This window comes from Janthinobacterium sp. PLB04 (genome assembly GCF_021165895.1).
In the GTDB taxonomy this organism is placed as follows: domain Bacteria; phylum Pseudomonadota; class Gammaproteobacteria; order Burkholderiales; family Burkholderiaceae_D; genus Janthinobacterium; species Janthinobacterium lividum.
Genome location: NZ_CP088968.1, coordinates 1,436,950 through 1,455,799, shown reverse-complemented (window position 1 = coordinate 1,455,799; position 18,850 = coordinate 1,436,950). Strand labels below are relative to the sequence as shown.

The 18,850-nt window shown below is 64.6% G+C and carries 18 protein-coding genes; 3 read left to right on the top strand and 15 right to left on the bottom strand.

Features of this window, described 5'->3' with window-relative positions:
• Positions 1-62: 62 nt before the first annotated feature.
• The 3 genes from pcaD to LSO07_RS06290 form a co-directional block, all read right to left on the bottom strand.
• Positions 63-866 (bottom strand): 3-oxoadipate enol-lactonase, encoded by an 804-nt coding sequence (gene pcaD, locus LSO07_RS06300; RefSeq protein ID WP_225317196.1) that lies wholly within the window; start codon positions 864-866, stop codon positions 63-65.
• 11 nt (positions 867-877) lie between these two features.
• The gene (gene catC, locus LSO07_RS06295) at positions 878-1,168 is read right to left on the bottom strand and encodes a muconolactone Delta-isomerase (RefSeq protein WP_034782430.1); all 291 of its coding nucleotides are present in this window, start codon (positions 1,166-1,168) and stop codon (positions 878-880) included.
• Between the two features lie 153 nt (positions 1,169-1,321).
• Positions 1,322-2,431 carry a muconate/chloromuconate family cycloisomerase gene (locus LSO07_RS06290; RefSeq protein WP_034782428.1) on the bottom strand — a complete coding sequence of 370 codons (1,110 nt, stop codon included), beginning with the start codon at positions 2,429-2,431 and terminating at the stop codon, positions 1,322-1,324.
• Positions 2,432-2,533: 102 nt separating this feature from the next.
• Here LSO07_RS06290 and LSO07_RS06285 point away from each other — a divergent pair, with 102 nt between their 5' ends.
• Positions 2,534-3,448: a LysR family transcriptional regulator gene (locus LSO07_RS06285; protein WP_151092879.1), complete on the top strand. Its 915-nt coding sequence runs from the start codon at positions 2,534-2,536 to the stop codon at positions 3,446-3,448.
• A gap of 6 nt (positions 3,449-3,454) precedes the next feature.
• On the opposite strand, the gene LSO07_RS06280 is transcribed toward LSO07_RS06285, so the two are convergent.
• Complete coding sequence (locus LSO07_RS06280; protein WP_070281055.1) at positions 3,455-3,838, bottom strand: hypothetical protein; 384 nt, start codon at positions 3,836-3,838, stop codon at positions 3,455-3,457.
• 74 nt (positions 3,839-3,912) lie between these two features.
• Positions 3,913-5,049 (bottom strand): YncE family protein, encoded by a 1,137-nt coding sequence (locus LSO07_RS06275; protein WP_208672453.1) that lies wholly within the window; start codon positions 5,047-5,049, stop codon positions 3,913-3,915.
• A gap of 157 nt (positions 5,050-5,206) precedes the next feature.
• On the opposite strand from LSO07_RS06275, the gene LSO07_RS06270 reads away from it, so the two are divergent.
• Positions 5,207-5,635: a hypothetical protein gene (locus tag LSO07_RS06270; RefSeq protein WP_151092875.1), complete on the top strand. Its 429-nt coding sequence runs from the start codon at positions 5,207-5,209 to the stop codon at positions 5,633-5,635.
• The gene (locus LSO07_RS06265; protein WP_151092873.1) at positions 5,632-7,029 is read left to right on the top strand and encodes a hypothetical protein; all 1,398 of its coding nucleotides are present in this window, start codon (positions 5,632-5,634) and stop codon (positions 7,027-7,029) included. The genes LSO07_RS06270 and LSO07_RS06265 overlap by 4 nt, the downstream gene beginning before the upstream one ends.
• On the opposite strand, the gene LSO07_RS06260 is transcribed toward LSO07_RS06265, so the two are convergent.
• The 10 genes from LSO07_RS06260 to LSO07_RS06215 all read right to left on the bottom strand — a co-directional run bounded on the left by LSO07_RS06260 (position 7,001) and on the right by LSO07_RS06215 (position 18,789).
• On the bottom strand, positions 7,001-8,344 hold the full coding sequence (locus LSO07_RS06260) for a PepSY-associated TM helix domain-containing protein (protein ID WP_151092870.1): 1,344 nt from the start codon (positions 8,342-8,344) through the stop codon (positions 7,001-7,003). The two genes, LSO07_RS06265 and LSO07_RS06260, sit on opposite strands and share 29 nt — an antisense overlap.
• An 8-nt stretch (positions 8,345-8,352) precedes the next feature.
• Complete coding sequence (locus tag LSO07_RS06255) at positions 8,353-10,476, bottom strand: TonB-dependent receptor family protein (protein ID WP_225317195.1); 2,124 nt, start codon at positions 10,474-10,476, stop codon at positions 8,353-8,355.
• A gap of 77 nt (positions 10,477-10,553) precedes the next feature.
• Positions 10,554-10,955: a DUF2946 domain-containing protein gene (locus LSO07_RS06250; protein WP_225317194.1), complete on the bottom strand. Its 402-nt coding sequence runs from the start codon at positions 10,953-10,955 to the stop codon at positions 10,554-10,556.
• A gap of 47 nt (positions 10,956-11,002) precedes the next feature.
• Positions 11,003-11,599: a PqiC family protein gene (locus LSO07_RS06245; protein ID WP_225317193.1), complete on the bottom strand. Its 597-nt coding sequence runs from the start codon at positions 11,597-11,599 to the stop codon at positions 11,003-11,005.
• Positions 11,596-13,227, bottom strand: a complete 1,632-nt coding sequence (locus LSO07_RS06240; protein ID WP_034782421.1) for a PqiB family protein — start codon at positions 13,225-13,227, stop codon at positions 11,596-11,598. The genes LSO07_RS06245 and LSO07_RS06240 overlap by 4 nt, the downstream gene beginning before the upstream one ends.
• Positions 13,220-14,512, bottom strand: a complete 1,293-nt coding sequence (locus LSO07_RS06235; RefSeq protein ID WP_404811479.1) for a paraquat-inducible protein A — start codon at positions 14,510-14,512, stop codon at positions 13,220-13,222. Before LSO07_RS06235 ends, LSO07_RS06240 begins: the two co-directional genes overlap by 8 nt.
• 132 nt (positions 14,513-14,644) lie before the next feature.
• Positions 14,645-15,997, bottom strand: a complete 1,353-nt coding sequence (locus tag LSO07_RS06230; RefSeq protein WP_151092866.1) for an amidase — start codon at positions 15,995-15,997, stop codon at positions 14,645-14,647.
• A 4-nt stretch (positions 15,998-16,001) separates the two neighbouring features.
• The gene (locus tag LSO07_RS06225; protein WP_151092864.1) at positions 16,002-16,679 is read right to left on the bottom strand and encodes a DUF2848 domain-containing protein; all 678 of its coding nucleotides are present in this window, start codon (positions 16,677-16,679) and stop codon (positions 16,002-16,004) included.
• A 4-nt stretch (positions 16,680-16,683) separates the two neighbouring features.
• The gene (locus LSO07_RS06220) at positions 16,684-18,009 is read right to left on the bottom strand and encodes an MFS transporter (RefSeq protein WP_151092862.1); all 1,326 of its coding nucleotides are present in this window, start codon (positions 18,007-18,009) and stop codon (positions 16,684-16,686) included.
• A 108-nt stretch (positions 18,010-18,117) separates the two neighbouring features.
• A complete protein-coding gene (locus LSO07_RS06215; protein WP_151092860.1) occupies positions 18,118-18,789 on the bottom strand; it encodes a DUF4286 family protein in 672 nt (223 codons plus the stop codon).
• Positions 18,790-18,850: the final 61 nt, after the last annotated feature.

Sequence of the window (18,850 nt, the reverse complement as noted above, 5' to 3'; positions counted from 1 at the left end):
AGCCGGCGGCGGTGCTCAGAGGAAAACCACATTCCTGCCGTACCGATACGGTACAGCAAGCCTCACACTAAAAAAGTGCGCAACTGCGCCGTAAACAAGTCAGCCGCCTCGATGTTCGAGATATGCGAGGCGGGCAGGCTTGCCAGGCGAGCGCCCGCGATCTGCTGCTGCAGCCAGCGCCCGTCGTCGACGGTGGTCACGGGATCGTGCTCGCCGGCGATGATCAGGGTGGGCACGGCGATCGTGCCGACGCAGGCGTGCAAGTCCGCCTGGGCCAGCATGTCGCAGCAGGCCGCGTAGCCGCCGGCATCCTGATCGCGCAAGGTGCCGACCAGGCGCGCCACCGTGTCCGCTTCGCGCGCGATGAACTGCGGCGTGAACCAGCGCGCGGCGGCGCCCTCGGCCACCGCGGCCATGCCGTCGCGGCGCACTTGCTCCGCCCGCAGCTGCCACGGCGCGGCACCGCCGATGCGCGCCGCCGTATTTGCCAGCACGAGCTTCGTCAGGCGCTGCGGCTGGTGAATGCCCAGCCACTGGCCCGTCAAGCCACCCATGGAAATGCCGCAGAAGGCGGCGCTGGGGATATCGAGGTGGTCGAGCAGTGCCACCACGTCCAGTCCCAGCCGCCCGATGCCGAACGGCGCGCTGCCGCTGGCCGACTGGCCATGGCCGCGCGTGTCGTAGCGCACGACAAAAAAATCGCCTGCCAGCGCGGCCGCTTGCGCATTCCACATGGACAGGTCCGTGCCGAGGGAATTCGACAGGACGAGGCAGGGCTTGCCGCGCTCGCCATCCGTGCGGTAATGCAGGCCGATACCGTCCACCTCGCACATTTTCCCGGCAGTGTCGTTGCCTGTATCCGTCATCGCATGTCTCCTCAAGAATCGTCGTCGCGCACCGACGAGGGATGGCGGCACAGCGGCATCACGTCGATCTGCATGTAGGGAAACAGCGGCAAGGAGGTGAGCAAGTTGTGCAGCTCCTCCACGCTGTCCACGTCGAAGACGCTGATGTTGGCGTACTGGCCGGCAATGCGCCACAGGTGACGCCACTTGCCTTCGTGCTGCAGGCGCTGCGCCAGTGCCTTTTCCGTCTGCTTGAGCTGCGCCGCCTGCTCGGCGGGCATGCTCAATGGCAGGTTCACGTTCATGCGTACATGGAATAACATGGTTTCTCCTTAAGATTTTTATAGGCACTTACAACGCCTAACAAAACCGTAGCGAGCGGAAGAGAGTTGCGGTCGAGAAGCGCAACTGTACGAAGGTACAGTGAGCATCGCAGACCGTAAATCACGACGCGCAGTAGGTTTTGTTAGGCGTCCTCAGGCGCGCTGCATGGCGCGTAGCTTGTCCATATCGATCTCGACACCCAGGCCCGGTCCCGTCGGCACTTGCAGCATGAAGTCACGGTACACGAGCGGCTCGCGCAGGACTTCCTGCGTCAGCAGCAGTGGCCCGAACAGCTCCGTGCCCCAGGCCAGTTCCGCGAACGTGGAGCACACGTGGGCCGTGGCGGCGGTGCCGACGCCGCCTTCGAGCATGGTGCCGCCGTACAGTCCCACGCCAGCCAGGCGCGCCACGGTGGCCACTTCCAGCGCGGGCAGCAAGCCGCCCGACTGGGTGATTTTCACCGCATACACGTCGGCCGCATCGGCCTGGGCCAGCGCCAGCGCATCGGCGGGACCGTGCAAGGCTTCGTCGGCCATAATGGCCACATCGAAGCGCCGCGTCAGGCGCGCCAGCGCGGCGCGGTTGCCGGCTTTCACCGGCTGCTCGATCAGGTCGATGCCGCCCGCTTCCAGTGCGGCGATGCCGCGCACGGCGTCCGTCTCGCTCCATGCCTGGTTGACATCGACGCGCACGCTGGCCCGTTCGCCCAGCGCCCGCTTGATCTCCAGCACGTGGGCCACGTCATCCATCACGTCGCGCATGCCGATCTTCAGCTTGAAGATGCGGTGCCGGCGCAAGTCCAGCATTTTTTCCCCTTCGGCGATATCGCGCGCGGTGTCGCCGCTGGCCAGCACCCAGGCCACAGGCAGTGCATCGCGCACGCGGCCGCCCAGCAATTCCGACAGCGGCACATTCAGGCGGCGCGCCTGCGCATCGAGCAGCGCCGTCTCGATCGCGCACTTGGCGAAGCGGTTGCCCTGTATGACCTTGCGCACCCTGGCCATGGCCTTGGCCACTTCGCTCGCTTCCATGCCGACCAGCAGCGGCGCGATATAGGTATCGATATTCGTCTTGATGCTTTCCGGGCTTTCGCCGCCGTAGCTCAAGCCGCCGATGGTGGTCGCTTCGCCCCAGCCCGTGATGCCGTCAGCGCAGCGCAGCCGCACCAGCACCAGGGTTTGCGTATTCATGGTGGCGACAGACATCCGGTGCGGACGAATGGTTGGCACATCGACCAGGTAGGTCTCGATATTTTGAATCATATTTATTCCGTATAATTCTGTGGAGTGGTGACACCATATTCCCCGAATCTCCCCACGTCCAACACCGAGTTGGTATCAAACCTATACCTGAAAGGTATGAAGATGGAATTACGGCACTTGCGCTACTTCGTTGCGGTCGCGGAAGAAAGAAACTTCACGCGGGCCGCCGCGCGCTTGCACATCGCGCAGCCGCCGCTGAGCCGGCAGATGCAGCAGCTGGAAGAAATCCTGGGCGTGGCGCTGATCGAAAAGGGTTCGCGTCCCTTGCGCCTGACGGAAGCGGGCGAGTTTTTCCTCGCCCATGCGCGGCCCCTGCTCGACCAGGTGCGCGACCTGCAGGCAATGACGCAGCGTGTCGGCAAACTGGAACGCACCCTGTCGATCGGCTTTGTCGCCTCTACCCTGTATGGGGAATTGCCAGACATCGTGCACCGCTTTTGCGAGCGCCATCCCGAGGTCGACGTGACCCTGCATGAAATGACGACGGTGCAGCAGCTCAAGGCCCTGAAGGAAGGCCGCATCGACGTGGGTTTCGGGCGCCTGAAAAGCGAAGACCCCAGCATCCGCCGCATCCTGCTGCGCGAGGAGCGGCTGGTGGTGGCCCTGCCGCCCGGCCACCGGCTGGCCAAGGGGGAAGGCGGATTGCGCCTCACTGACCTGATCCACGAAACCCTGCTCGTGTATCCGAAAGCGCCCCGCCCCAGCTTTGCCGACCAGGTGCTGGCCATGTTCAGCGAAGGCAATGTCACCCCCGGCCCCGTCACGGAAGTGCGCGAGCTGCAGATTTCCATGGGACTGGTGGCGGCCGGCCAGGGCATTTCCATCGTGCCGGAAAGCGTACAAGCCATGCATCACCGGAACGTCGTGTACCGCAAGCTGGACGACAAGCATGCGTTCTCGCCGATTTTATTCAGCATGCGGCATATGGACCGCTCGCCTGAACTGGAAAACATCCTCGCCGCCGTGTACTCGATCTACGATGAACACGGCATCGCGCACGTCAAGGAAAGCCTGTAGCAGTGACTACGCCGCGTCGGCCAGCAATTCCGGGCGCAGCGCGCGGATGCGCAGTTCCGTGAAGTAGCCGCCCGCCTCGTTGTAGCGCAGGTAGTAACGGCCGCAGTTCAGGCAGCGGGCCACCTGGCTCAGGTTCGCGGGATAGTAGCGCGGGGCGATGGGTGCATCGATGCTGTCGTAGCGCGTGCCGTGCGGGTGGTATTCGGCAAACGTCGGTTCCTCGTACGGATCTTCGCGCAGGGTGCCGATTTCTTCAAAGCGGTCCAGCTCCAGCGAGGTAGGCAGGCGCTGCCAGGCGTCCAGCGGGACGGCGCAGCAGCTGCATTTTTTGGTAATCGTGGCCGAAGCGGTGGCCAGCGCGGACAAGGCGGGAAAGTCGAGGAATATCATGTTCAGCCATTGCAAAGGTGCGGCCTGTGGCAACGAGCCTGGCCGCGCCCTTTCATTCTAGCGGAATGCATCTTTCAATGCCCCATGAAGTCATTCCACTTCGGCAGCAGCACGATGCTGTTCGGATTGAGGCCCTTGTTTTTCAGGGTGTCGACACTACCCGCCACCACCTCCTTTTTCATGTCGATGACGGTGATGCTGCCATCGCTCATGCCCGGCAGGTTGAGCAGCGCGTTCTGCACGAAGGCATAGCGGCCATCCCTGGTGAACGCCACGTGATGCGCGCCTTCGGCGGCAGGGATCGATTTCAATAGCCGGGGCTTGCCGATGCCGCCCGTCAGGTCGAAGATATGCAGGTGGCCCGGCTTGGCCGTCGTCAGGTACAGCCGCGTCGCGCCCTTGTTGAAATACAGCTCCAGCGGCACGCCCGCCTTTTGTTCGGCAAAGTCATGCACCTGGGCCGTGTCGAAATCCCTGGTTGCCGGATTCCACGTGGCGGTCCACACGGTGCCGCCGTACATATTGGCGACGTAGGCGACAGGCGGTTTGCTGCCCGGGACGAACAGCACTTCCACCGGCGCTTCGCCAGACGGCGACGGCTTTTTCGACAGCTTGTGCGTGCCCAGCACCTTGCCCGTGCTCGTTTCCAGCACGCTGATCACTTCACCCGCGTCGCCCAGGTCCGTGGGGCGGATGGTGCTCGTCAGCAGGGTGCGGTCGATGCCATCGTGGACGGCCAGGCCATGCGGATATGGCGCCGGCAGCATGACGGTGCGCCCCGGCTTGTCGTGCACGGCGTCGCCTTCCAGCATGGCCTGCGATCCCATGCAGCTCAGATACCAGCGCTTGTGGTCATCCGAAAAGACGATGTCCTCGCCCACCTGGCAAGTCGGCACCTCGATCACCTTGATGGGAAAGTCCTTGTGGCGCATGTCCATCACGCGCAGCTGCGTCTTGCCCAGCGCCGTGATGTAAGCCTTGCTCATGTCGTGGTTGTAGAAGATATGGTGCGCCACCAAGTCCGGCGGCAGGGCGATGTCGCGCACGATCTTGCCGAAGTTTTTCGACTCGGGATCGACATCGATGATGGCGATGCCCTCCTTGCGCGACGGCGGCGCGACAGGGCTTTTCAGCGATTTCAATGACTCGGGCGTCTTGCTCTCGTAATTGACCATGGCCAGGATTTCGGCCGACGCAGGCAACACCGCCATGCATGTCACGGCCAATGCAAACATCGCTTTTTTCATCATATTCCCCGCCTTTTCCAAGTGTCGTCGGATCCGCGCCGATCATTCTACGGCCGCACTTTTTCAAACTGGCGTTTTTTTTCAGATGGCCAATGCTGGAAATATTTCCTAAAATTTAAGCATGAAAAAATACTCATTCCACCCTCCGCTTGCCAGCCTGGGCCTGGCCATTTTCCTGCTGTGCATATCGGCGCAAAGCCAGTCGCAGAGCGGCTCTGCGGCAAAACCGCAGCAACAGGAACAGCATGTGGCGCTGGCCATCGCGCAGCGCAAAATCGCCGCGAAGCCACCGACGATACGGGTCCGGCAGGACACCCGGATCACCGTGGATTGGAGTACCGACGAAATAGTCAGTATCCACTTGCATGGCTACGATCAGCTGCTGGAGGTCAAGCCGGGCGAGACAAAAGCCATGCGCATCGACGCCACGGTGCCGGGACGCTTCCCTGTTTCCGCGCACGGCTATGGCGCGCAAACGGAGGGCAAGGGCAAGCAGCACAAGCATCACCGCGAGGCGCCCCTGATGTACCTGGAAGTGCTGCCGCGATGATGCGGCGCGCCATCGCTTTCGTCCTGCTGGCCGCGCCAGGCATCGCCCATGCGCACGGCTTTGGCCAGCGCTACGACCTGCCCTTGCCGCTCTGGCTATATTTGCTGGGTGCGGGACTGACGGTGGCGCTGTCGTTTGCCTTCCTGGCACTGTGGCGCCGGGATGGCACAGCGACCTGCCAGGGCGACTATGCACGCCTCGTCCTGCGGCAGGTTCCTGGCGCGCGCGCCATCGCTTTCGCACTGCGCCTGCTGGTGCTGGCGTTGTATATCCTGGTGATTGTGGCGGGACTGGTGGGCGTGCAAAACCCCGTGAAAAATATCGCGCCCGCCATGGTGTGGGCCATCTGGTGGGTCGGCATGGCCTACGTGTCGGCGCTGCTGGGCGACTTGTGGGCGCTGGTCAATCCGCTCGACAGCGTGGCGCGCGCGGCACAGCATCTGTTCCCCCGCTGGCGCGCACCGCTGGCGTGGCCGCGCTGGCTCGACAGCTGGCCGGCGGCGGCCCTGTTCTTCGGCTTTATCTGGATGGAGCTGAACTGGGAAGGCAGCGAGCAGCCGGCCAGCCTGGCCTGGACCATGCTGCTGTATTCTGCCTGCACGTGGGCAGGCATGGCGCTGTTCGGCCGCGCCGCCTGGCTGCGCCATGCGGAAGTTTTCAACGTCGTCTTCGGTCTGCTGGCGCGCTTCGCGCCCGTGACATTCCGCGACGGCGCCTGCTACGTGCGCCCGTATGCGGCGGGCTTGCTGGCAGTGGAACCCGTGCGCCCTGCCTGCCTCGTGCTGGTGATTCTCATGCTGGCCTCCGTCAGCTTCGACGGCATGATGGAAACGCAAACGTGGTACGACATCGTCGACGCCGTCCTCGCCGTGGCGCCAGGTGCGCTGGCATGGATCACCACGGCCGCCCTGCTGCTGATGCCGGCCCTGTTCCTGCTGGTGTTCCTGCTGTTTTGCGCGCTGATCGCCCGCTGCGGCGCCAGCGATGGCCAGCCGGCCATACCCTTGCTGCGCGTGGCCGGCCACTTCGTGCTGACCCTGGTGCCGATCGCCATCGCCTACCATTTCGCCCACTACCTGTCTTTCCTGGCGATGGCGGGCCAGTACCTGATTCCGCTGGCGTCAGACCCGCTGGGCCTTGACTGGGACCTGTTCGGCACGAAGCTGTACTTCATCCGCCTTGGCATCGTCGACGCCAAGGTGGTGTGGTACGTGTCCCTGTTCGCCATCGTCGCAGGCCACGTGGCGGCCGTCTGGCTGGCCCATGTCTGCGCGCTGCGCCTGTACGCCAGTCGCCGCGCGGCCCTGCGCAGCCAGTATCCGATGCTGGCCCTGATGATCGCCTACACTTTGCTCAGTCTCTGGATCATCGCGCAGCCCATCGTCGGCGGCTAGCCCGTGCCAGGAACAGCTCCAGCAGCAACAGCATGCCGCCGGAAACGAGCAGCAGCGGCATCAGCGCGCACATGGCGGCTGCCGCCAGCCAGGCCAGCGCGGAAGGCGAAGTCCAGGCGCCCGGCAGCAGCCTGGGTAAACCCAGCGAGCCAGGCAAGCGCCGTTTGAAAAACATCACCCAGCCCGACACCAGCGAGAACAGCACGCTGGCGCCGAATAGCAGCAGCACGGCCTGGTTCCACCAGCCGAATTCGCCGCGGTGGAACGGAATGCCGATGGCGGTGGCCTTGCCGAACGCCGTCTGCGCCTCCCATCCCGCGTAATACAGGGGCTTGCCGCTGTAGGCATCGAATTGCAGGTCGAAGCGCAAGGTGGGCTGGCTGCGGTCAGCCATGGTGGCGCGCCACACATCATCCTGGCTGGCCGGCGCCGTCAGCTGCACGGCGATGGCGGGCGCGTGGCTGCGCGCTACCTGCCACGCATCCTGCCAGTCGAGCGGAGCGCCCTCCTCGCGCGAGTGCAAATCACGTGGCACGGGCGGCGGCGCCTGGCCGCTGACGTCGCGCAACGCGCGGATGCGCCCGCCCGCCTGCTGGCTCCACGTCAGGCCCGTCGTCAGGATCACGACGCTGACGATGCCGAGCGCCACGCCCAGGAAAGCATGCCACTGGCGCCAGCCATTGCGGCCCCGCACGCCCCGCTTCGGCAAGCCCGATTGCGCGCCGCGCGGCCACCACAGCACCACGCCCGTCACCAGCATCACCATCAGCCAGCTGGCCGCCAGCTCGATCATCCAGCGCCAGCCATCGTTCTGCAGCAGACGCGAATGCAGCTTTTTCGCCCAGTTGCCGAAGCGCTCGCTGCTGGCCAGGCTGCCCATCACGCGCGCGTCATAGGGATTCACATACACGACGATGGCTTGCGCGGGCAGGCCGAACTTCGGCCTGGCGGGCGTGAGCGACGCGGCATGTCCGCCATGGCCCGCATGTTCATCCTGCGCGCCGCCGGGCGGCGCGAACGCCACCTGCACCGCATCGTCCAATTGAAACGGCGGCACCACGTGCTGCACCGCCCAGCCTCGAGGCGCAGCCCGCTCCGCAGCCTCCACGGCGGCGTCCAGCGGCAGCATGGACGCTTGCGGCGCCACATGGTCCAGGTGCTGGTACAGCCTTGCCTCGATCTGCGGCGTGAACACGTACAAAATGCCCGTCAGGGTGGCCATCAGGGCAAACGGCGAGGCGATCAGCGCGGCCCAGAAGTGGATGCGCCAGTACAGGCTTTTGCGCCGCGCGATGAGAAAGGTGAAATCATCCATGGCCATCCTCACAGTGCGTTATAGGTATAGGACAGGCCCAGCATCACGCTGCGCGGCGCACCGGGCGTGTACTGGTTCTGGCTGTTCGGCGCATAGCTGCCCACTCCCGCATAGCTGCTGCTGGCCGAATCGGCATAGCGTTTATCGGCCAGGTTGCGCACCTGCGCCCACGCTTCCAGCCCGCGCGCGACCTGATAGCTGGCACGCAGGTTCAGCAAGGCGTGGCCCTTGTACTCTACCGTGTTGGCATTGTTCATCCAGTAGCGGCCCTGGTGCACGGCTTCAAGTGCGATACGCGCGCCGGCCACGGGCTTGTAGCCGATCTCGAACGAGGTGATGTCGCGCGGCGCCTGCGGCATGGCGCGGCCGCTGTAATCGAGAGTACTGGAGAGCTGGTAGCGCAGGTAGCGGTGGCGCGCGATGGCCGTGGCGAAGCGCGCGTCGAACGGGCCGCTGTCGTAATTCAGGCCCAGCTCCAGCCCTTCGCTGCGCGTGCGCCCCGCATTGCGGTTTTCACTGTTGCCCGGCGAGAGCGTGTAGCTGACGATCGTGTCGCGCCCATCGAGCCGGTACAGGGCCGTATCGAGTTTCAAACGGCCCTGCAAAAAGGCCCAGCGCAGGCCCAGTTCATAGTTGTTGTAGACGGACGGCTGCAAGTTGGCGATGCCCGTCTTGCCATACAACTGGCTCACTTCCGGCGGCGTGAAGCCCTGGCTGACGTTTGCATACGCACTGCCCGCATGGCCGATGGCGTAGGTGGCGCCCAGTTTCGGGCTCACATGCGAAAAACTGCGCGACTCGTCGGGCGCGCCGTAATTGACGCTGCCGCCGGGCGCCAGCTTGTTATGGTAGTCGTAGCGGATGGCGTCCGAACGGCCACCCAGCACCACGCGCGTGCCCACCAGCGGAGAAAATTCCCATTGCGCGAAGACGGCCGTGTTGAGGATATCCGTCTGGTAGTCGCGCACGCCCTGCGGATTGCTGGCATTGGCCAGGGAGTAGCGCAGGTAGCGGCCCGTGGCGGCATCGCGCACGATGGACAGATTGTCGCTGACAAAAGGATTGTCGCTCTTGTCCACGTACACACCGGCGATCAGGCGCGAACGCAGCCACGCGAATTCCTGCTGGTGTTTCACGTCCAGTCCCAGCGAATCGACGTGGTTGTTGTTGATGACGCCCTTGCACAGCATGCCCGCGCAACTGCCTATGGAATACGCGGGAATCTGCCCATGGTCGTTCTTGCGCGTAAACACGGTGACGGTGCTCGTGCCATTGGCTGTCGTCGCGCCTTCCCACGCCAGGTTCATGCGTGTGGTCTTGTCCTTGCGGTAGGTAAACGTATTCAAACTCTTGCCGGGATTGCTGCGGTAATCGTTTTCGAACAGGCTGCCCGTCATGGCCGCATCGAGATCCGTGTGGACGATGGTGGCGCGCAGCTGCGAGGTGGAACTGAGCGCATAGTCGGCGCGCAGCGAGAACGAATCCTTGTCGCCATAGCTGTACTCCTGCCAGTTATCGCGCGAACGGCGCGAGCTGTAATGGGAAAAGCGCAGTCCCAGCGGCCCCCAGGTATCGCTGGCGGAAGTGTCGTAGCGGGTGTAGCCGCCCACGTTATCGCGCCGCACGCCCACGCTTGCCGTGGGTGTCGCGCTGGCGCCGGCCGTGAGGAAATTGACGGCGCCGCCGACGGCATTGCTGCCGTACAGCGACGAGGCGGCGCCCTTCACCACTTCCACGCCGCTGGCGCCCGCCATGTTCATCTCGTTGAGCGAGTTATGGTTGAAGACGCCCAGCGGGCGGATGGGAATGCCGTCTTCGAGGTACTGGTAGACGGCATTCGTGCCGATGGGCTGGCGGATGCTCATGCTGTGCTGCTCGTTGCCCAGGTCATTCCAGTACACGCCGGCGATGCGGTTGAGGATATCGCCCATGGTCTTGGGCTTGTCGCGTTCCAGCATTTTGGCATTGACGGCACCGATGGCCTGCGGCGTCTCGGACAGCCACGATTGCGCGCGCGAACCGGAAACGACGACGGTGTCGATGGCGTGGTCGGTTTGGTCAAGTTGCTGCGCCTGCGCGCAGGGGTAAGCGAGGGTGATGGCGACGGCCAGCACCAATAATTTCTTGTTCATGTGATTCTCGTATAAGTGTGCGGATGCGGCGCGTCACACCGCAAGGTGGGCAGCGCCAGCATTGAAAATGCAAAAACCTAGACGAGAGCGGGCGGCGCGCGCGACTGCGCGGTGGACCAGATGAACAGCGGTGACGGGGACTGGTAGTACAGGGCCGGGAAAATGGCCGTGCCGCTGGCCACAAGCAGCGGCAGCACGGTACTGGCGGGCGGCAGGCCGACGGAACCCGCGTGCGTGGAACAGAAGGCGCAATGCTCCATCTGCATGGCCTTGCCGCCGGATTTTTCATCGGCGGCACCGTCATTGTCGACCTGGACGAAACGGATGCCGGCCACCGAACAGATTTCCGCCCAGCCGGAGCCGGACTCCTGCTTGGCGTTGGCGACAGCCTGGGAAATCGACGGCGCGAGCGCCGCCAGCAGGATCGCGAAACAGGCGATCCAGGCGGCAAAGCGGCGCGTGAACAAGGTCATTCCCATGGCCGCATTTTACCAGCGGCCGCCGGGACTGGGTAGCGGAAAGCGGCTCAGGAGGCCGGGCAGGCGGCGTTGCCGTTGTCAAAAGCGCGCACCACGCTCGCCGTATCGGCGGCGATACGGTTCACGGCGCGGCGGTGACCGAGCACCAGTTCATCGTAGCCGGCGCCCACCTTTTCATTGGCTATCGTGCGGCAAGTGACCACCTTGCTGCTGGCCAGCTGGCGTACGCTCCACACGGCATCGATCAGCGCATACTGGCCCATCACGGACTCGAAACGCTGCACATTGGTGCTGATACGGTACACGGGCAGGTTGTCCGGATACGGCGTGCGGAATACATCGATGGCGCCCAGGTCGTTCGTCACGGCCGTCGACAGGGCCTGGCCGATCTCGCCGGCCAGCGGCCCGGCCCAGCGCTGCTGCTCCAGCAGTTCGATGCGCCCCGATGGCCCCGTCACGACAAACTGGTTGCGGCTCACCTGCTGCGGCACGCTGACGGCCAGCACCTCGACATAGTATTTGACGGGTTTGGCCGGCTGCGCATCGGCGCCGCCGCTGAGCGTATAGAAATGCTCGGGCTGGGGCGTGGAGCAGGCGCCCAGCAGGCTGGCCGCCAGCAGCGCGGAAAAAATCGGTTTCATCATTTTTTTTCATCTCCTTTTTTACCGCGGATCAGGGACTCGGGATGACGTTCCAGGTAATCCGACAGCGCGTTCAGCGATTGCAGGGTTTGCGTCAGTTGCTGCAAGGCCTGGCGCACGTCCGACTGCAGTGGCGAATCCTTTTGCAGCACCTGTTCCGCGGTGCCGAAGGTCTGTTTCGCCGCCGTCAGGGTATCGCGCATTTCCGGCACCACCTGGCCATCGAGCTGCCTGAACAGGGTATTGGCCTGCTTGATGGTGGCGTTCAGGTTATTGCCGATCTCAGCATAAGGCACCTGATCGAGCTTGCGGGCAATGCTGGCGATCTGCGTCTGCAGTTCATCGAGGGTATTGGGCACGGTCGGCACTTCCAGCGGATACTTGTTCGGGTCGAGCGCCACCTTCGGCGCTTTCGGGAAGAAGTCCAGCGCGATGTACAGCTGGCTGGTGAGCAGGTTGCCCGTGCGTAGCTGGGCGCGCAAGCCACGGCTGACCATGCGTTCGAGCAGCTGGTGGCCGGCCGAGCCTTCCTCATCGTCGACGGCGGCCTTGAAGCGCATGCCCAGGCGGGCCGGGTACAGATTGACGGTGACCGGCATGCGGAAGTTCTTCTTCACGGGATCGAACTCGATGCCGACCGAACGCACCTCGCCCAGTACGATGCCGCGGAAATCCACCGTGGCGCCAGGCTGCAAGCCGCGCAGCGACTGGTCGAAATAGAACACGGTGGTAATGGCCTGGCCATCGGGCTCGCGCATGGCACTGGCCTCGTCGGCCGCCAAGCGGAAATTGGTATTGGCCGGCGCCGGCTCCTCGGGCTTGCGGCCATTTTCCGCCTCGAAGGCGATGCCGCCCACCAGCATGGCGGCCAGCGACTGCGTGTTCAACTTGAAGCCGTTGGAATCCAAGCGCACATCGACGCCGCTGGCATGCCACCAGCGCGCATTCTTGCCGACGAACTGGTCGTATGGCGCGTTCACGAAGACCGACATGGTAATGCCGTTGCCATCCTTGTCCAGCGCAAAGCTGACCACCTTGCCCACGCGCAGGCGGTGGAAGAACAGGGGCGAACCCACGTCGACGGAACCGAGACTTTCCGCGTGCAGGGTGTACAGCTTGCCCTTCTGGTCACCGGCCACGGCGGGCGGACTCTCCATGCCGATGAAATTCTCCTTTTTGGCTTCCGACTTGCCCGTGTCGACGCCGATGTAGGCGCCCGACAGCAAGGTACCCAGGCCCGTCACGCCGCTGGCGCCGATCTGCGGGCGCACCACCCAGAAGCGCGAATCGGCAGTGGCGAAACGGCGCGCCTCCTTGCTCATGTCGATCGTCACGAGGACATTGCTCAAGTCGTCGCCCAGGGTGATGGCGCGCACCTGGCCGATATCGACATCCTTGTATTTGACCTTGGTCTTGCCCGGCTCCAGGCCTTCGGCGCTCTTGAAGCTGACCGTCACCGTGGGCCCCTGGTCAAGGATGGACTTGGCGGCCAGGCCGGCGCCTATCAGGGCGGCCAGCAGCGGAATGAGCCATACCAGCGACGGCAGCCAGCGGCTGCCCTGTTCCACATCGGGTTCCGGCAATGGACGGCCACCCGTTTCGGCAAGGCCGCCCGCTTCTTTGTCAGACATGCTGTTCTCCAATCACTGTATTGTTTCCGGTATTTGCCACCACCACGGGTTCTTCCTCGCCAGGCACCTGCCCGTCGACGGGGTCCCAGATCAGGCGCGGGTCGAACTGCATCGCCGCCAGCATGGTCAGCACCACCACGGCGCCAAAGGCCAGCGCGCCGGGTCCGGCCGTGATCACGGCCAGCGACTTGAAGCGCACCAGCGCCACCGTCAGGGTGACGACAAAGATGTCGAGCATGGACCAGCGGCCGATGAATTCGACCATGCGATACAAAATGGTGCGCTGACGCGGGCGCCAACGCGAACGCCGCTGCGCGGTGAACGCCAGCAGCGCCAGCACGCCCAGCTTGAGCATGGGCACGACCACGCTGGCGATGAAAATGATGATGGCCAGGCCTTTCGAGCCGCTGGTCCAGAACAGCACAACGCCGCTCATGATGGTATCGTTTTGTGCGCCAAACAGGGAATACGTCACCATCACGGGCAGCAGGTTGGCGGGAATGTAGAGGATCATGGCGGCGATCAGCAAGGCCCAGGTGCGGTTGATGCTGTCCGGTTTGCGCACGTGCAGGGCCGTGCCACAGCGCACGCACGCCATGTGCTTGCCCTTGCCCAGGGGCGGCGCCACCAGGCCGCAGGCATGGCAGGGCACGACCTTCTCGCCGGGCGCGAAGGCCTTGTAGCGGATGCCGGGCAGCGCTTGCCGGGTCAGGTCGTCGCCCAGGTTCCACAGGGCCTTGGGGTCGAACGAGACGACGATGGCCAGCATCAGGGTCAGCGCGCCAAACGCGAACAGCCCCGGTTGCGGCAGCACCGTGGCCAGGCTGGTCATCTTGACGACGGTGATCAGGATGCCGATCATCAGCACTTCCGTCATGCCCCATTCGCGCGCCGTCTGCACGGCACGCAGCACGCGGTTAAAACCGGGCACCTTGACGCCGCCGCGCAAGCCCAGCGCCACATACAGCAGCGAACCGAGTTCGATGGCGGGAAAGAGTATGGTAAACAGGAAGACCATCGTCGCCACGATATGCATCTGCTCGGACCACAGCACGCGGATGGAACCGAGCAAGGTGGCGCTGGACGTCAGGCCATTGACGTCGAGTTCGACGATGGGAAAAAACTGGGCGATCAGGAAGACAAAGGCGGCGCCCAGGGTCAGCGCCACCACCTTGCTCAATTCCGCCGATGCCCCCCGCGCGTGAGCGCCCCGGTATAGCACCGAGCGGCAACGGATGCAGCGCGCCTTTTCGCGGGGACGCAGCGGACGTTTGCGGTACAGCACGCCACAGTCATGACAGCTAATCAGGTCGTATCGGTGCACAGTGTGAAGTTTGCCAGCGCCCGAAGCGCGACTATTCCATGTCAATGCCAGCCATCATGACAGAGTTGGCATTTTCCTGCACCTCAGCACTATTTATTGTTGCACATCCAACAACATCTCGACCGCACGGCCAATTTGCAGCACTCTTTCATCCGCGCCGGCCAGGCAGCAAATGCCCAGCCCCACGGGCAGTTCGCCCTCGGCATGGCACGGCAGCGATAGCGCGCAGCCATCGAGAAAGTTGATCACGCTGGCGTTGCGCAGCACCAGGCCATTCGTGGCAAAGAAAGTGGCATCATCCGCTTCCAGGGGCGCAAGCTGCGGCGCCAGAATCGCCACGCTGGGCATCAGCCAGGCGTCGAATGGCGCCAGGCGCCGCCGGGCGATGGCGATCAGGCGCGCGCGCGCATCGAGCAAATCGATGTAATCGGCCGCGCCCTGCTGCTGGCCGCGGCGAATGCGCGCCGCCACGCGCTGGTCGTATTGCGCGCCTTTTTCCGCGAGCAGCGCGCGGTGCCAATGCCAGGCTTCCGCCGCCACCAGGCCGCCGCCGCCATTGATCTCCGGCAGTTCCAGCAACTCGGGGAAATCGAACTGTTCCACCAGGGCGCCGGCTTGCCGCAGCTTGTCCAGCGCGGCGTCGAAAGCCCGCTGCACCTGCGGCTCCACGTGCGTACCGACATAGTCAAGGGTAAAGCCGAAGCGCAAGCCTCTCAGCGCTGGCGCCTGCACGCCGATGTCATGGCCCGACAGCGCAGCGTACAGAATGGCGCAGCAATCGACGCTGCGGGCAATGGGCCCTGCCGAGTCGAGAGAGCGCGACAAAGGCACCGTGCCCGCCAGCGACACGGAAGCGGCCGTCGGCTTGAAACCCGTCAAACCGCAAAAGGCGGAAGGGATGCGGATCGAGCCGCCCGTGTCCGTGCCCAGCGCGCCGGCCGCCATTGCCAACGCCACCGTGACGGCGCCGCCCGCAGTGGAGCCGCCCGCCACACGTTCATGGTCCAGCGGATTGCGCGGCGTGCCGTAATGGGGATTCAAGCCCAGGCCGGAAAACGCGAATTCGCTCATGTTGGTGCGGCCCAGCAGGACGGCGCCAGCCCGACGCAGGCGCGCCACGGCGCCCGCATCGGCCACGGCGGGCGGGGCGTCGGCCAGCGCCAGCGAAGCGGCGCTGCTGGTTTGCCCCTCGACGTCGAACAGGTCCTTGATCGAGATGGGCACGCCGGCCAGGGGCGAGGCAACGATACCGGCCGCGCGCGCCGCGTCGCTGGCCCGCGCCTCGGCCAGGGCCTGTTCGCCATCGAGGCTGACATACGCATGGCCGCCCTGCACCCGGTGCGCCTCGGCGCGCGCCAGCATGCGCTGCGTCAGTTCCACGCTGGTGATGCGTCCGGCGGCCAGGTCGGCCGCCAGTTCGCGGATAGTCTTGGTCAACTGGGTCATTCTCTTATCCTTCCACGGGCAGGGTTTGCACGGCATAGCGGTGCTGCAAGCGGCGCTGCAAGGCTGGATCATACAGCTCCAGCTCGAAGGCGTCGCCGTGGCCCATTTCACCGATGATGGGCTGCGTGCCGCAGAACATGGCGCTGCCCACTGGCAGGGTCGCTTGCCCCGTGTAGCGCAAAATCAAATCTTCCGGCGACAGCATGCGTGTCACGGGACCATCCTGGTACAGGGCCGGCACGCCGGCGCGCTCGCGCCAGGAGCGCATCTGCAGCTTGTCCCAGTGGCCGGCCACGTCGGCATAGCGCCACAAGGTATCGCCCACGGGCTTGCCGCACATCTGCTTCGACACCGTCACGCCATAGCTTTCCACCTTGCGGTCCGTATGGTCGGAACCGATCCCCACCAGCAGGCCGTATTCCGTGGAGAACAGCACGAATTCCGCCTCGCCGGACGAGTCCAGGCCCGGCACTTCGATGGCGGCGTCGCTCGAGAGCAGTGCTGCCGAAACCCGGTAAAACGTTGGCACGCTTTTCGGGCGCGCCACGCCGATGGCTTCCAGTTCGGCGATATGGTGTTCCACCATCGCCATGTCGCGGCCCGTCCAGCCGGCGATGATCAACTGATCGATATCGAAGGTGACGGGGCCGTGGCCGGCCAGTTGAAAACTCAATGTCGTCATGATTTTATTCCTCAAGGGGGCCGCGGCCCGTTTCGCGTGCAGCAAAAACGGCGGCGCCGGTGATCAGCAAGGCCGCCGCCACATACAGCGAGACGGCCATGCTGCTGTTGTACGAGCGGTACAGGCTGGCGATGACGAGCGGGGCGAAGCCGCCGCCGATGACGCCGGCCAGGGTGTAGGCCAGCGAGGAACCCGCATAGCGCACCTTGGTGGGGAATTGCTCGATGACGAAGGCGGCCTGCGGGCCGTACATGATGGCGTGGATGACCAGGCCCACGACGACAGCCGTGACGATGGCAGCCGGGCTGGCAGTATCGAGCAAGGTAAAGAAGGCAAACGCCCACACGAGACCCAGGATGGCGCCCAGCGCATACACGGGACGGCGGCCGATCTTGTCCGACAGCGCGCCAAACACGGGCACCGCCAGCGCATTGCAAGCCGTGCCGATCATGATGGCGGTCAGTGCCAGCGTCGACGACAGGTGCAGCACGGTCGTCACATACGTGAGCGTGAACACCACCACCAGCGCATACAGCACGTCCGAACCGATGCGCACGCCGCCGGCGATCAGCAGACGGCGCCAGTAGATGCGCAGCACGTCGCCGATCGGCGCTTCCACCTTCGCATCCTGCTGGTCGAGTTCCTTGAACAGCGGGGTTTCCTCGATGCCGCTGCGTATCCACATGCCGAAGGCCACCAGCAGCAGGCTGGCGATGAACGGCATGCGCCAGCCCCAGTCCATGAATGCTTCATGCGGCAGCAGGTAGGTGATCAGGCCGATGCAACCGGTCGCCAGCAAGGTGCCGAACGACGGTCCCACCTGCGTCCACGAGGCGTTGCGGCCCCGCTTGTCCGCTGCCCCGTGTTCGACGGAGATCAGCACGGCGCCGGCCCATTCGCCGCCCAAAGCGATGCCCTGCACGAAGCGCAGCGCCACCAGCAGGATGGGACTCCAGATGCCGGCCGTCGCGTAAGTCGGCAAGAGGCCCATCAGGCCCGTCGTCACGCCCATCAGCATCAGGGTCACCACCAGCACCCAGCGGCGTCCCAGCTTGTCGCCCAGGTGGCCGAAGATCACGCCGCCGATGGGACGCGAGATATAGCCGACGGCATACGTGGAAAAGGCCAGGATGGTGCCCGTCAGCGGATCGAACGAGGGAAAGAACAGGTGATTGAAGATCAGCGCGGCCATGGTGTTGTAGACGGTGAAGTCATACCATTCCAGGGTCGTGCCGACCATGCTGGCCGTGGCCAGGCGGCCCGTTTTCGGCTTGTCGCCCGGCGCCTGGGCCGCCGGATGCGCAGCGTTTGCCGTTGTATATGTGGTCATTGCCTACCTCTCTCGTCAGTTTTATTGCAGGCCCGGCGCAGGATGCTTCGCCCTGCGCCGTGGCCCGTGTCTCGTGTTATCAGTGCCGGCAAGATGCGCGCGGCCGTGTCAGGCAGCGTGCAGGTCGGCCTCGCGCAACTGCCAGGACAGTTGCAGGATGGCTGCCTGCTCAGCGTCCAGGCCCAGTGCCGCGCTGGCGGCATCGGCCGCCGCCGAGGCGGCGCTTTCGGAGGACGCGTCGATCAGGAAGATCGGGTCGAGCACGCGGCCCTCCTTCTGCTCCGCCGGCAGGGGACCGGACAGATTCGCGTCAGGTGTGAGCAAGCGCGTGGCAATGACGCCATCGATCTGCAAAAGCTGCGCGCCCAGCGCTGCCATGCTGGCCACGGCTGCAGCATCCTGGCCGATGGCGGGCGCGCCCAGGCGCAGCACGGCCAGCCAGGCGCCCGTGCCCATGCCCGTTTCCGCCTCGATGGCGCAGACGCGGCGCATCGGATCGACCATGCGCTGCAGATTCGTCACCGACCATGGGGTCTGCTGGCCGAATGCCTTGAAATAGTCGGGGGTCTGGAAGGCGCCCAGCGAATCGGTGCGGTACAGGCCCAGGTATTTGCGCGAACCGCGCACGCTCTGGTAGCGCGTGCCGCTGACGAAGCCGGGAATGCGCACGCGCTCTTCCACGTGCTCGCGGTCGTACCAGCGGTTGAAATCGAGCTCGTGTTCCGGGTCGGCGCTGGTCCAGACAAACAGGATGCCTGGCAAGGTGGGGGACGTCGTCATGATGGTTCCGTTCTGCGTGATGGATGGTGTGCCAACCCAGAATAGGTGGCGCGCCGTCACT